General features: G+C 62.5%; 12 protein-coding genes and 1 riboswitch. Of the genes, 10 read left to right on the top strand and 2 right to left on the bottom strand.

Annotated features, from left to right (window positions below):
* Positions 1-69: 69 nt before the first annotated feature.
* The 5 genes from AC1C2M_RS07250 (at position 70) to AC1C2M_RS07270 (ending at position 4,160) form a co-directional block, all read left to right on the top strand.
* Positions 70-405, top strand: a complete 336-nt coding sequence (locus AC1C2M_RS07250; RefSeq protein WP_483405072.1) for a PadR family transcriptional regulator — start codon at positions 70-72, stop codon at positions 403-405.
* A complete protein-coding gene (locus AC1C2M_RS07255) occupies positions 402-1,373 on the top strand; it encodes a permease prefix domain 1-containing protein (RefSeq protein ID WP_495435776.1) in 972 nt (323 codons plus the stop codon). The genes AC1C2M_RS07250 and AC1C2M_RS07255 overlap by 4 nt, the downstream gene beginning before the upstream one ends.
* Positions 1,374-2,012: 639 nt before the next feature.
* Positions 2,013-3,029 carry a DUF222 domain-containing protein gene (locus tag AC1C2M_RS07260; RefSeq protein WP_495435777.1) on the top strand — a complete coding sequence of 339 codons (1,017 nt, stop codon included), beginning with the start codon at positions 2,013-2,015 and terminating at the stop codon, positions 3,027-3,029.
* Positions 3,014-3,532: an HNH endonuclease signature motif containing protein gene (locus tag AC1C2M_RS07265; RefSeq protein ID WP_495435778.1), complete on the top strand. Its 519-nt coding sequence runs from the start codon at positions 3,014-3,016 to the stop codon at positions 3,530-3,532. The genes AC1C2M_RS07260 and AC1C2M_RS07265 overlap by 16 nt, the downstream gene beginning before the upstream one ends.
* 241 nt (positions 3,533-3,773) lie before the next feature.
* Positions 3,774-4,160 (top strand): DUF7882 family protein, encoded by a 387-nt coding sequence (locus tag AC1C2M_RS07270; RefSeq protein WP_495435779.1) that lies wholly within the window; start codon positions 3,774-3,776, stop codon positions 4,158-4,160.
* 17 nt (positions 4,161-4,177) lie between these two features.
* On the opposite strand, the gene AC1C2M_RS07275 is transcribed toward AC1C2M_RS07270, so the two are convergent.
* The gene (locus tag AC1C2M_RS07275; RefSeq protein WP_495435780.1) at positions 4,178-4,903 is read right to left on the bottom strand and encodes a DsbA family oxidoreductase; all 726 of its coding nucleotides are present in this window, start codon (positions 4,901-4,903) and stop codon (positions 4,178-4,180) included.
* Between the two features lie 109 nt (positions 4,904-5,012).
* Positions 5,013-5,705 (bottom strand): NADPH-dependent F420 reductase, encoded by a 693-nt coding sequence (locus AC1C2M_RS07280; protein WP_495435781.1) that lies wholly within the window; start codon positions 5,703-5,705, stop codon positions 5,013-5,015.
* Positions 5,706-5,951: 246 nt separating this feature from the next.
* Positions 5,952-6,039: riboswitch (glycine riboswitch) on the top strand.
* Between the two features lie 211 nt (positions 6,040-6,250).
* Here AC1C2M_RS07280 and AC1C2M_RS07285 point away from each other — a divergent pair.
* The 5 genes from AC1C2M_RS07285 to AC1C2M_RS07305 are packed head-to-tail and all read left to right on the top strand — an operon-like array spanning position 6,251 to position 13,646.
* The gene (locus AC1C2M_RS07285) at positions 6,251-7,852 is read left to right on the top strand and encodes an ABC transporter substrate-binding protein (RefSeq protein WP_495435782.1); all 1,602 of its coding nucleotides are present in this window, start codon (positions 6,251-6,253) and stop codon (positions 7,850-7,852) included.
* Between the two features lie 30 nt (positions 7,853-7,882).
* On the top strand, positions 7,883-8,923 hold the full coding sequence (locus AC1C2M_RS07290; protein ID WP_495435783.1) for an ABC transporter permease: 1,041 nt from the start codon (positions 7,883-7,885) through the stop codon (positions 8,921-8,923).
* Positions 8,916-10,634, top strand: a complete 1,719-nt coding sequence (locus AC1C2M_RS07295) for a dipeptide/oligopeptide/nickel ABC transporter permease/ATP-binding protein (RefSeq protein WP_495435784.1) — start codon at positions 8,916-8,918, stop codon at positions 10,632-10,634. The genes AC1C2M_RS07290 and AC1C2M_RS07295 overlap by 8 nt, the downstream gene beginning before the upstream one ends.
* A complete protein-coding gene (locus AC1C2M_RS07300) occupies positions 10,631-11,422 on the top strand; it encodes an ABC transporter ATP-binding protein (RefSeq protein ID WP_495435785.1) in 792 nt (263 codons plus the stop codon). Before AC1C2M_RS07295 ends, AC1C2M_RS07300 begins: the two co-directional genes overlap by 4 nt.
* A complete protein-coding gene (locus AC1C2M_RS07305; RefSeq protein WP_495435786.1) occupies positions 11,415-13,646 on the top strand; it encodes a zinc-dependent metalloprotease in 2,232 nt (743 codons plus the stop codon). The genes AC1C2M_RS07300 and AC1C2M_RS07305 overlap by 8 nt, the downstream gene beginning before the upstream one ends.
* The last annotated feature ends 2 nt before the right edge of the window (positions 13,647-13,648 follow it).

The following is a 13,648-nucleotide window of genomic DNA, read 5'->3' on the forward strand; positions in this document are numbered from 1 at the left end:
GTCAGAATGGCGTACCACAACATGGTGTGCGACTAGCGCATAGTGTGCGACACACACTATGGTGTGAGCATGGACGACGACCTCTTGAGCGGACACCTGCAGGAACTGCGGCGGGGCACGATCGTGGTGGCCTGCCTGTCCGTGCTGAAGCGACCCGGATACGGCTACGGCCTCCTTGAAGCTCTCGAGCAAGCGGGGTTTGCCGTCGAGGCAAACACGCTGTACCCGCTCCTGCGCCGCCTCGAGAAGCAGGGACTGCTGACCAGTTCCTGGGACACGGACGAGGCGAGGCCCCGCAAGTTTTACACCACCAGTGAGAAGGGCAGCGAACTGCTCGACCTGCTCCTCGCGGAGTGGGATGACCTTCACTCCTCCATTCACCAGCTCAACGAAGGACGATCATGACGACTCTCACCGACCGCTACGTCTTCGCCGCCCTTAAGTCCATCCCCGAAGAGAAGCGCGACGATATCGATCGTGAACTGCGCGGATCAATAACGGATGCCGTCGAGGCGCGGATTGAGAATGGCCAGGCGCCTGCCGAAGCGGAGAGCACGGTGCTCACGGAGTTTGGTGACCCTCGTCAGCTGGCCGCACGCTACGCCGAGCAGCCGCTGTACCTGATCGGACCCGATCTCTACCTCTCGTGGGTGCGCGTTCTGAAGCTCCTCCTCTGGATCGTGGGCGCGACATCCTTCGTTGGTGTGCTTGTCGTTCGGATGGTCATCGAGCCGGAAGATCCAATCACCGCCTTCAGCGCCGCTCTCAGCGCAAGCATCGGTCTGCTGATTCAGGTGGCGTTCTGGGTGACCCTCGTGTTCGCAATTCTGCAACGCACGGGTGCCCGCCGCAGCTCCCTCGGGCTCCGGGCGTGGGTTCCTGAGATGCTTCCGCCGGTCGAGCGACGCAATCAGGTCTCGCTCGCTGACACGATCGCGACGGTAATTCTCCTTGCCTTCTTCATCGGCCTGCTCCTCTGGCAGCGGGTCGGATCTCTGCTCTATCTGGAGGGAAAACCGGTTCTGGTTTTGCAGGAGCACCTGTCGAATTTTTGGCTGCCGTACCTGATCGCTGTGCTGGTTCTCGAGGCCGTCTTCGCCGTGGTGCTCTTCGCGGTTGGGCGCTGGACGCACGCGCTCGCTGCTGTGAACCTCGGCGCCGGCCTGCTGTTCATGATTCCTGCACTCTGGTTGCTCACGACCGACCAGGTCTTCGACTGGTCGTTCCTGTCGAGCGTCGACTGGAATGCCGACACCGCCAGGTGGATCTCGGGCATCACCGCCGCGGCGGTTGTGGTAACCGGCCTGTGGGATGTTGCGAGCGGCTTCCTGAAAGCGTCGAGAAGCAACGCGCAGGTCGTCTCGCCTCGGTAAGAGGCATGCTCGCGGAAATGCCGCCACGGTCCCGGAGGAATCACCCCGGTTCCGGAGGTGCCATTGGAGTCCCGGAGGTGCCATTGGAGCCCCGGGAGGAAAAACCGGGCGGCCAGCCCGCTGTCGCGCTTCGCCCCGGCGAATCTCCTCCCGAAAAGCCGCCACTGCCCCTGATCCCGGGCACCAAAGTCGGTGCCGGATGCCGCGGTCAGAGCCTGAAGCTCGGTCAACGCCGATGTCAGTGGTTGGGTGTGTAGTTAAGTCATGAACATCCCGGTCAGCAGCCCGATCCGACACCGTTCGGGGTCGCGTTTGAACGCCCGGGATGGTGCCGGTGCGAGGCCCCAATGTGGCAGTTCCAATGTCAGTGGTTGGGTGTGTACTGAACTCATGAACATCCCGGTCAGCAGCCCGATCCGACACCGTTCAGGGTCGCGTTCGAACGCCTGGGCGGATGCTGCTGCAAAGCCTCCAGTGCGGCGGTTTCAATGTCAGTGGTTGGGTGTGTACTGAAGTCATGAACATCCCGGTCAGCAGCCCGATTCGTCACCGTTCTGGTCTGGCGGAGTCCGGTCTGGCCGCACTTCTCGCCGTTGTTGTGTTGGCTGGTGGGGGTGTGCGGGTGTCATGAGTTTCGCGGTGAGCGACTTTCCGCCGGCGTCGGTTCCGGAGGGTGAGAGTGCGCTCACCGGGCTGCTCACCCACCTGGGGCAGGTGGTCGATGTTCTCGACCTGGATCATCTGGACCGGTTGACCGGGGAACAGCTGTTGACCCAGTTGGGTCAGGTCGCCGGGGTGGTGCGTGCCGGGGAAGCGGTCCTCGCGGCGTTGAGTGCCGAGGTCGCGGACCGGTCAGACCCGGCCCGTGGCAACGAGGGGTTGGCGGTGAAGCACAACTACCAGCGTCCGTCGCACCTGATCGAGGTGATCACCGGGGTGTCCTCTGCGGCCGCATCCCGGCTCATCCGGGTGGGGCAGCGCACCTGCCGGCGCCTCACTGACGCTGGGTTCCCGTTGCCGCCGTTGTTCCCCGTGGTCGGGGACGCGTTCCGTCAGGGTTTGATCGGGGTGGAAACCGCCGAAGCCATCACCCGGGAACTCTCGCTGGCCGCGCCCCGTGCCGAGGTGGAACACCTCGCGATTGCTGAACGCACCCTGGTCAGTGAGGCGGTCGGTGCGGGCTGGCGCGGCGGCTTACCGATGTCCGCCGATCTGGTGGGGATTCAGGCTCGGCAGTGGCGGGACCGGTTGGATGAAGACGGGATCGAACCCAATACCGACAAAGCGTTCCAGAAACGCGATTTCTGGATCGCCCGTGCCGCGAAGGACGGGTTGGTGAAGTTCGGAGGGCAGGTCACCGTTGATGTCGGCGCGAAACTCCACGCCCTGCTCGATGCTGTGCTGAGCCCGAAGACCGCGGACCGGTACGGCCCCACGGCCACTGATGCTGGCGAGGTAACTGGCGGTGGTGCTGGTGGCACCGGAACCGATGACGCGGGGCCTTCGGATCCGGTGCGTCGCCGGTGGCCGGCACCAATCCGGACACCGGTGACGCGGCGCAAGGCACCAACGCCAGTCCCGGTGCGGAGTTCAGCGAACCGGTCCGGGCCCGGCGGACCGCGGGGCAGCAACGCGCTGACGTGTTCGCCGCGATGATCGACGCCCTCGCCCGCTCCGGGGACGCACCATCAGTGACCGGCGCAGCACCGACCGTCGTGGTGACGGTCAACGCGGACGTGATCGACTCCAAGACCGGTACCGGCCAGATCGTGGGAGTGAACGCACCGGTGGCGGCGTCAACGATCAGCCAGGTTCTCTGTGATGCGAGCATCATCCCGGTGTTCATCGACCCCGACGGCACGGTTGTTGCCCTCGGTAATGATCAGCGCGGGTTCAACCGGACGCAGCGAATGGGCATGATCGCCCGCGACGGACCCACCTGTGCGATGCCGGACTGTCAGATCCCGGCCACCCGCTGCGAAGCCCACCACATCATCCCGTACTCCGAAGGTGGGCCCACCCATCTCGATAACGGAGTCTTGTTCTGCTGGTTCCACCACCGGATGGTCGACACCGGAGTGTTCACCGTCACGATGGTGAACGGCAAACCCAAGGTCACCATCGCCGAATGGATCCGCCGCAAGCCATACTTCCGGTAAACCGTGCCACCATCCCCGATGTCCAGGGGCAGGAACGCGACAGCCCGGGTGCGGTCGGGGCAGTGTCCGTCCGTCGGTCAGCGCCTCCTGAGGCGCTCACCGATGTGGATTAATTCCCCCTGACAGAGCACGCCCGCCAGAAGAAGTTATTAGCGCTGGGTTTGGTGCGGACCTAGTATGGATGTGTAGCTGATTCCCCCGGACCCTGGGACGTGCAAACCGACGATTTCAGGAGATTTCTATGGGTACTTTTACGTACGACGGCGGCACCCCTATCGAGTTTGAAGACCGCACGCTAGCGCATCTTCAAATAGTGATCGGTGCCAAATTACGCCGAGGCGAGTCGTGTTACTTCAGCTGGCCAGTCCCGGAGGGTGGACGAACGACCATCTGGATGCATCCCACTCTCTCGTTGCGATATGACTACACCGCCAACGAAACGCCGGCGCTGAATCGAGCATGGGTTGAGCTGCTGACTCAGTCTTCATTTGGCCCAGCGGGGCTTGTTCTTCTAGCGGAGCCCGAAGCCATCGACGAATCAGGGCACCAGAAAGCTCCCGAGGGCGATCAAAAAGCCTCCAACGGTGACCGTGATGCTCGCGTCAGAGTTCCAGTGGCGAGTCGTTAAGACAAATCTCGGGCCGCTCAAGCGGCGGTCGTTCCATCTCTCTCCGCCCACGCTCGCTCCAGCGCGTTGGTGATGGCCGCCGCGCTCTGGACGCCTTCAACGCCGTATCTGCCGTCGATGACGAAGAAGGGAACACTGTTGATCCCGTAGGACCGGGCTCGGGCTTCATCAGCGCGGACCGCGTCCAGGTATTCGTTGGACTCCAGCGAACGGATGGCGTCCACAGCGTCGAGGCCGAGCTCCCCGGCGATCCGGCCGAGTTCTTCGATGTCGGAGATATTGCGGCCTTGGGTGAAGTAGGCGGCAAACAGGGCCTCCTCTGTCCGAAGCTGCTTGCCCCGCGCTTTGCCGTAGTGGATGAGCTGGTGCGCGAGCGACGTGTTCGTGAGCAGCGCGGTGTCGAAGTGCAGGTCGAGGCCGACGGCGCGAGCCCGGGTGGTGATCCGGGACAGGAGCGCGCTGGCACTGTTTGGACTCATCCCTTTAGTCATAACGTTGAAGTCGAATACGGACTGCGTGTGCCCGATAGCGATGTCCGGCTCGAGTTCAAAACTGTGGAACTCGATGTCGATGTCGCGGGCCTCGCCCGGCTCAGCGGCACCGAAGATTCGTGCAGCCTCTTCCAGCCGTCGCTTTCCGATGTAGCACCATGGGCACATCACATCGGCCCACACATCTACTTTGAGGCGATAACCTCGGCGCGGCTCAGTGGTTTCCGGGCTGAGCCCGGTCTGCTCATTCATGGGACACATCTCCTGTTCGGGTTGGCGGCGCTGTCCGCGGAGGCGCACGCGCCGGGGGATTATGGGCCCGGGGTCACCGGGCTGTGGGATGCGCGTCGGGTGCCAGCAGTCAGGAAGTGATGCGCTCGGCGCGCTGGAGATTGCGCATGAGTTCGTCGCGGCTCTGCCCGTCGACGTGGTGGCGCCACATCGGTGTGCCGGGCGCGCTGCGCCACGATTCGCTCAGCGGGCTGTTGTCGACCGCGTCGAACCCGAGGTCGTCGTAGAAGCGAGTCACCAGCTCGACAGCTTCCGGGTAGTTGCTCGAGACCACCAGCGCCTTGCGGTCGGGTGCGCCCGCTGGCCTCGCCAGCCGGAGTATCGCCGGGAGTGCATCGCTCGAAACACGGATCAGGTGGCGCTCGTGAAACTGGATGTGAGTAAAAGCCTTCGTGACCATTGACTCGGGCAATTGTTCCTGCCGCAACTCATGAATCGTCTTTCGTCCCGAAGTCACCTCGGGAAAGTTACCGTCGCGCCAGGGCATGTAGTTGTTGTTGTCGATCACGACCTTCCCCGCCAGTTCCGCGACGGGCAGCGTGTCGGTCGGCGTGTACCGGAAGGCGGCAACGGCGAAGTCCGCCGCAGCGGCAGCATCCGCGGCTGACGCCGCACGCGCCATCGGACCCAGCGCTCTGACGAGGCCCCTCAGCGTCTCCGGGCCACGGGAATTGGCGATGACGATCTCATAACCCGCAGCAATCGCCGCGCGGGCGAGAGTGCTTCCCGCCTGGCCGGCGCCCAGAATACCGATTGTGGTCATGAGCGGCTCTCCTCGTGCTGTCGTCGTGAACCTCTCTGCGGCTCACGACGTCAGCCTAAGTCGCTTCAACGAAAACACTCGGGGCCCTGTCATACCCCCGGTTTCACGGGCACTGCCTGGGAAAGCTGCGGAGCCAGCCCTGCCGACGGCGATTACTGGATCAAATTAATAGAGGCGTCGGACCCTTGACACCCTGTCGAAACAAACACCTGCTTTGCTAGGGTGAATCAATTCAACATCTCCTCATGAATTTTGCCTGGAGAGACCGGACTGGAACCGGCGCCGAAGGGGAAAACGCCCAAGAACTCTCAGGCTAAAGGACAGGCAAGATTCGGGAACTCTGGAAAGTGGAACCCAATGGTTCCACACCGACGGTGCAAGCGGGAACGATCTTTCCGTGAATCTCTCAGGTCAAATACAGAGCGGGTACCGCAGCCGTTATAGCTGCGAATTAATTCTTGAGTCGAATTCAATTCTCGTCCGTTTCGGCACACAAATGCTCCGGCCGTGCAATTGAAACCGCGACTCCAGATCCAGGAGACACCATGTTCATCTCACCATCTCGCTCTACGCCCGTGAAGCGGACCGCGATTGTCATTTCCTCCGTCGCCGCCGTTTCATTCCTTGCGGCATGCTCGACCGGAGATGGGGAATCGAGCGCTCCCGAAACAGGCGGCTCGATTGCGATCGCGATATCCACCGACCCGTCGAGTTTCGATCCCGTTCTGGCTGCGGGGCAGCACACTTTCCAGGTCGACAGTTTCCTCTACGACACGCTCATCCGTCGCGACGATGATTCCGCTCTGGTTGGAGGGCTCGCAACCGAGTGGGAGGTCGAGTCAGCCAGTGAGTACCTGTTCACGATTCGCGACGATGCGACGTGTTCCGATGGTTCACCGATAACCCCAACCGTGGTCGCAGATTCGCTGTCCTATCTCGCCAATCCCGAGACGGGTTCAACCTGGAAAGCGCTCGTCTTTGGGCAGGGCGACGCCACGATCACTCCGGACGACGAGGCCGGTACCGTTCGGGTGTCGCTGTCGCAGCCGTTCACGAACCTCGAGTCGGGCCTTACCGCGTCGCAGACCGGCATCATTTGTCCGGAGGGTCTCGCTGACCTCGAAGGCCTGGCCGCTGGAAGTGTCGAGGGCGCATTCTCCGGTCCGTACACGATCAGCGAATCGAATGCCGGCATTGGCTACACGCTCGCACTGCGGGAGGACTACGACGCTTGGCCCAAGCTGAGCAAACCGCTCGAAGGGGTGCCAGCAGACACGATCGAGCTCACACTGTCGAGCGACGAATCCACAATGGCAAACCAGATCATGAGCGGGGATCTCGATTTCGCGCAGCTCGCCGACTACAACACGATCGAACGGTTCGCGAGCGATGACAGCTACCACAAGGTAGAGGTCACGGGCTATACGACGTACGTCATTTTCAACCAGCGCGAGGGCAGGGTTTTCGCGGACAACCCCGAAGCTCGCCAGGCTGTCGCCCGTGCGATTGACCAGGATGCCTTCAACACCGTGTTCTCAAACGGAAACAGCGAGGTGCTGACCTCGATAGTGCCGTCGAGCTTCGCCTGCGTGAATACCGATGAGTCATTGCTGGAGGAACATGACCCGGATGCTGCGGCTGAGGTCCTGAGCAACGTGGATGGCATCAAGATGCTGGGAAACACCGCGAACTCGAGCTTCACCAACGGAGCAGATTACCTCTATGAGGTGGTGACAGCAGCCGGTGCCGGCGTGGATCTTTCGATGGCCGACAATGCCACCTTCTGGAGCACGCTCGCGAACGGCGAATCCGACTGGGACATGGTGTTCATCGGGGACGCCAACACGGTTCAGGTCATCAGCGCTTCTCTCGACCGGGTGACCGGGCCGAGCGTTGAAGAGGGCGGCCGCAACTACTCCGGCTCCTCGAACCCGGACGGCGAAGCAGCGCTCGTTGCCGGGCTGTCCGAGATCGATGAGGACGTTCGCTGCGACGCCTTCCAGACCGCTCAGGAATCACTCTTCGAACGCGACGATGTTGTGCCCCTCGTTGGTGGCACAACGACGACGGTGACCAGCCCCAACGTAACGGTGCGTGCTTTCGGTGATTACCTCGACTACGCCACAGTGCGCGTCATCGCCGAATAGACACCGAGCGTTCTGAAAGAAAGCGAACCTGTGACTGAACCAATAATCACAGCCGGAACGGGCACTTCCACGGAAGTGCCCGTTCCGGGCGGGCCCGAAGAATCGGCGAAGACGGTATCACCGTGGGTCGCCTTCGGCGTGAAGCGCTTCATGGGCCTGTTGGGCACCATAGTGATGGCGATCGTGGCCACCTTCCTCATCGTTCCCCTCATCCCCGGCGATCCGGCTGTCAGCGCGGCTGGACCCGATGCATCGGCCGAGCGGATCGAGCAGGTGAGGTCCGAACTCGGTCTTGACAGGCCACTCTTTGAACAGTTTGTCTCCTACGTCGCCGGCATTGCGCAGGGCGATCTGGGCCATTCGTTCTCGCTCAACGCCCCGGTCACCGAGGTGATCGCGAACCGTCTGCCGTTTACCGCAGGAATCTCCGTACTGTCTCTGGTGATCGTGCTGGTCTGCGCAATTCCCATTGGGATGGTGGTCGGTGTGTTGGCGCGGAACGGCCGGCGTCAGTGGCTCGACACGTCATTCGGGTACGTCACCGCGTTCCTGTCAGCGATCCCGCCATACGTGATGGCGACGCTGCTTGTGTTGCTCTTCGCCGTCTCCCTGCAGGTCCTTCCACCCGCGTACTCGCGCAACAATCTGGCAGCCTCTCTCGTACTGCCAGTCCTGGCGCTCAGCATTCGGTCTATTTGCTCGATCGCTCGCGTCGTGCGCCGCGAAACCGCTGTCGTCCTCGAGCAGGACTACATGAGAACCGCGCGGGGCTGGCGGCTTGGCGGGCTGCGTCTCTACGCGAAATACGCGCTGCCAAATCTCCTGACGAGCACACTAACGCTCAGTGGAATCATTCTCGTGAGCATGCTCGGTGGGGCAATCACTGTCGAGACCGTATTCAACCTGCCAGGACTCGGACTGGGCGTCGTGAACGCCGTTGCCACCAAGGACTACCCGCTCATCCAGGGAATCGTGCTCGTTCTCGCCATCCTGGCGTCGGTGCTCACCCTGCTCGTCGACATCGCTCTCGGCATCATTGATCCCCGAACCCGCGGAGGGAAGAATGACTAAGTTATCTGCCGCTGACCGCGCGGTTGTTGCCGGGGTGGGTAAACGTGGCCCATCGAGCTTTCGCTGGACTCCCGGCCTCATAGGAGGTCTGGGTCTTTTCGCTGTTGTCGTGGCCATTGCCATCATCGCACCGATGACAATGTCAACAGCTGCGAGCGAGGTTACGAACCAGACAAACCTTCCGGCGTCAGGCGAGCACCCTCTGGGGACCGACAGCTTCGGCCGTGACCTGCTGGCGCGGGCACTTGTCGCCACCCAGTTGAGCCTCATCATGACCCTGCTCGCCACGGCGATTTCCGTTGTGGCCGGCGTCCTCATCGGTACGTCGATCTGGATCGCACCCCGCCGGGTTCGTGAGGCGTCACTGAGGGTTCTCGAGACCGTCGTCTCATACCCGGAATTGCTCGTCGCCATTGTCATTGCCGCTATCCTCGGGTCAGGTTCGTGGCAGCTTGTTTTGGCCATCGGAATTGCGAACATCCCGTCGATCGCGCGATTGACGGCCAACCTCGCAGCATCCGTTTATCAACGCGACTTCGTTGTGACCGCGAGACTTCTCGGTGTCCCCAACCGGCTCATCATCACCAAGCATCTTCTGCCGAACATGGCGGAACCCCTTTTGATTCAGGTGGCGTCCAGCTTCTCGGTCGGCCTCGTTTCGATGTCTGCGTTGTCATTTGTAGGCCTTGGCGTGCAAACCCCCGAGTACGACCTTGGTCGCCTTCTCGCCGACTCGCTTCCCGCGATCTACTCACGCCCGATCGAAGTTGTCGGCCCGACAGTGATGATCATCCTGATGTCGCTCGCGGCGATGCTCATCGGCGACGGCCTTGCGGCCGCGGCCGATCCCCGGAGTTCGAAAGTGCGCTTGCGTGCTCCGAAGATCGCCGGCGGCTCTGCTCCCCGCACGTCGAGCGACTCGTTGGTGAATGTCGACAAGCTCTCGGTCGTCCGCTCAGATGGTGAGGAACTCGTTCACGGGATCTCGTTCTCGATTGCACGGGGAGAGATTCTCGGGGTCGTCGGCGAATCGGGAAGTGGTAAGTCTCTGACAGCCATGGCCCTGGCCAGGCTGCTTCCGGATGGGCTGAGCGCCAGCGCAACGGAATTGCGCATTGGCGACATGGACATGCTCGCCGGTTCCGTCTCACAGAAGCAGCTGGCTACCTCGGTTGCGCTGGTTTATCAGGACCCGGGAACGACGTTCAACCCGGCCCTCATTATGAATTCTCAGCTGACCGAGGTTCTTCGGGTGCACAAGAAGCAGTCAAAGAAACAGGCGCGCAGAGTAATTATGGAGATGCTGGCCAAGGTGCACATCGTGCGTCCTGAACGACTCCTGCACTCCCACCCCTTCGAGCTGTCGGGCGGAATGAGGCAGAGGGCCATGATCGCGTCTGCACTCGCCACCGACCCCGTTCTCATCGTCGCAGACGAACCGACGACCGCACTCGATGTGACGGTGCAAGCCGAGATTCTTCGGGAGTTCCGCCGAATCAATAAAACACAGTCGACCTCGATGCTGTTCATCTCGCATGACATCGGAGTTGTCGAGGCGCTGTGTGACCGCGTTCTGGTGATGAAGGACGGCGCGATTGTCGAGGTTGTGAATCGAAATGATCTCGCAGCGGGAAATGTGACGCACCCGTATACGAAGATGTTGCTCGAAACCGTGCCCCGCTTGAGCGACGAAAGAAAGGTTCGCCCGTGACCGACGAATCGAGGGACGCTCTGCGCGTCGAAGGCGTGACAGTGAAGTTTGGCCACGGTGCCAACGCATCCGTCGCACTGAACAATGTCGACCTCAGCGTTCCACACGGCCGGACCGTCGGCCTTGTTGGTGAATCCGGGTCAGGCAAGTCGACGCTCGCGAAGGCAATCCTCGGAATCGTTCCCGTGACGTCCGGCGAGATCGTCTTCGACGGCCGCACCGTGTCGTCGATGTCGGCGAAGGAACGGGTTCAGTTCCGCCGACGGGTGCAGATGATCCCCCAGGATCCGTACTCCTCGCTTAACCCGAGGCGAACGATCGGTGAGGCGCTCGCTGAAGCGATCGATCCGGTGCGCCAGAACGTACGAAAGCACCGCGAGGCGATCGAGAGTGCGCTCAGCGACGTTCGGTTGCCGATCGATTCAATCGCGCGATATCCCCACGAGTTCTCCGGAGGGCAGCGGCAGAGAATCGCCATCGCGCGCGCCCTCATCACCAACCCGGAAATCGTGATCGCGGACGAGATCACTTCGGCGCTCGACGTTTCAGTGCAGGCGGAAGTCCTCCAGCTCATCGACCGTCTTCGTGTCGAGAAGAATCTCACGATGCTCTTCATCTCCCACAACCTGGCTGTCGTGAAGCAAGTGAGCGATGACGTCGTCGTGCTGTTCCGGGGCGACGTCGTAGAGTCGGCTCCGGCGGAACAGTTGTTCACACACGCCGCCCACAGTTACACACGGGCCTTGCTCGCTGCCGTTCCGGGTGCACCCGGCTTCAGCATTGACTGAGGCAGTCACGGCGGCCGACGTCACCGGGACGGCTGAGCCAGGGCCTGCGCGGTGGCCGGCAACCCGCGAGGGTTTTCTGCTCCACGCGACCCTGCTCGAAGGGGTGGGGGACTCCGGTGTCGGGCTTGACCGGGGTGACGTCGCCGCCTCACTTCTGTGTCACACCAGGGTCAGTGGCACACGCGTCTCCGTCAGCGCTGTAAGCACGCAGTTCAACGACTGGCAAGCGCCGTCGGATGTGAGCCATGCGGTTGCGGCCTCGTTCGCCACGTCAGTTCTGGCCATAACCGACGTGGATGCCGACTGTCGGTTTGATCCTGTTGCCCTCGCGATGCTCGATCTGTTTGAGGCGGGTCGGCTCCTTTCCGGCTCACGCGGTGTGCGATACGAGCAACGCCCGGATCTGAGTTCGGTCGTCGGCTCACAGTTCTATGGCGACGTTCTTGCACTCGAAGTGCGCCTGACCTTCTCGCCGGTTGAGCCCGAACCCACGCCGTCTACCGAGGTGAACGGGCATTCGCCGAAATCGATGCACCTGACGCCGCGTGGGCATCCGGCGCCGGGCGACACAGTGACGATTACGCAACAGGTCACCCTGCGTCCACTCCCGGATTCCGGGTATACGGCGCTCGAACTGGCTGATGACAGCGGAGCGATGCCGGGACTCGTGGTGCATGGGTTCGACGAGATTGCGCTTCGGGATGCTCCGCGCTCCCTGGCGACACGCTTCCGTCTGTCGGGGGAGTCCCCCGCAATTGTCTTCTACCTCGATCCCGGCATGCCAGCCGCGGTGAGGGCCAGTGTGCTTGAGGGCGGCAACTGGTGGCGGTCGGCCTTTGAGGGCATCGGCCTGACCGGCGCATATTCGGTTGAAGAGCTGCCTGCACACGTTGACCCGCGGGATCCTCGGATCAACCTGGTCCTGTGGATCCACCGCGTTGACCGCGGCTGGTCGTACGGGATGACCCAGGTAGACCCGAGGACGGGCGAAATCCTTCGCGGCGTCGTGCGTCTCGGTTCGCAGCGGATCGAGCAGGTGCGCGCAACCGCTGAGGCGGTTCTTGCCCCCTATGCGACGGGGAGGGAATCCGAGGTAGAGCGCCTGGTGGCGGCACGTACACGACAACTCGCGGCCCACGAGATTGGGCACGCACTCGGCTTTGCTCACAACTTCGCGTCCCACCTTCACCCTGTTCCCTCGGTCATGGACTACCCGGCGGCGGCGTTCGCCGTCCGTCCCGATCGAATTGACGTCGACTCGGCCTATGTTTCGGGGCTTGGGCCGTGGGACCACCACATTGTGGCCCGACTCTATGCGCCGGCCGCTGAGACCGCCGGAAGTGATCTGCCGTACGTCACCGACGCTGATTCCCGGTTGGACGAGGCCAGCGACGGCACCGGGGCGACCTGGATCATTCCTGGGGCGCCGCTGGACGCGTTGACAACCATGGAGTCAGTGCGCGCGGTTGCGCTGCAGTCTTTCGGCCCGGGAGTCGTGCCGCCGGGCAGCGACAGCAACGAGATCGAACGCAGATTCACGATTCTCTATTTACTCCACCGGCACCAGGCCGTCGCAGTCGCCAAACTCATTGGCGGCACCACGCGTCGTTATGCCAGTTCGGCCCGAGATGCGCAGTTCCGTGGTGAGAGCAGCGCAGTGGCGCCCGATATTCAACGTCGGGCCCTGAGGGAACTCGCGCGACTCTATTCCCCCGCCTTCCTGTCGATCGAGCCGCGGATTCTTCGCATTCTGGTTGACCCGAGCGCGGGCCGGCTACGGCGGGACGGCGGGATCCAGAGGCGGACCTCCGGTTCCTTCGATGAGGATTCCGCTGTGCGAGTCGGCACAGACCTCATCGTCTCGCTTCTGCTCGCGCCCCAGCGCCTCAATCGGATCCGCCTGCAGGAACGGGATGGTGGCATCGGGCTCTCTGCAGTGGTCGACGTCACGGTCAGAGCGGCGCTTGACACGCTCGATGCCCTGCCAACCGCGGAGCGGTCGGGCGCGTCCGAAGTTATATCGTGGACGATACTTCGTCGATTTGAGTCGACTCTCCGGTCACCGGAACTGCACGAACATGTGCGGATTGCCCTGCTGGAATGCCTTGCCGATCGTCCTGAGTCGCAGCGCGCGAGTGTCAGGCGACGGGTGGCTGCGCTCGAGGACGTCGCCTACGGTCACGACGACGCCCTGCCCGTACTCCCACTTGGCACACCAATTTAGAA

The sequence above is a fragment of the Mycetocola sp. Y444 genome (assembly GCF_059445295.1).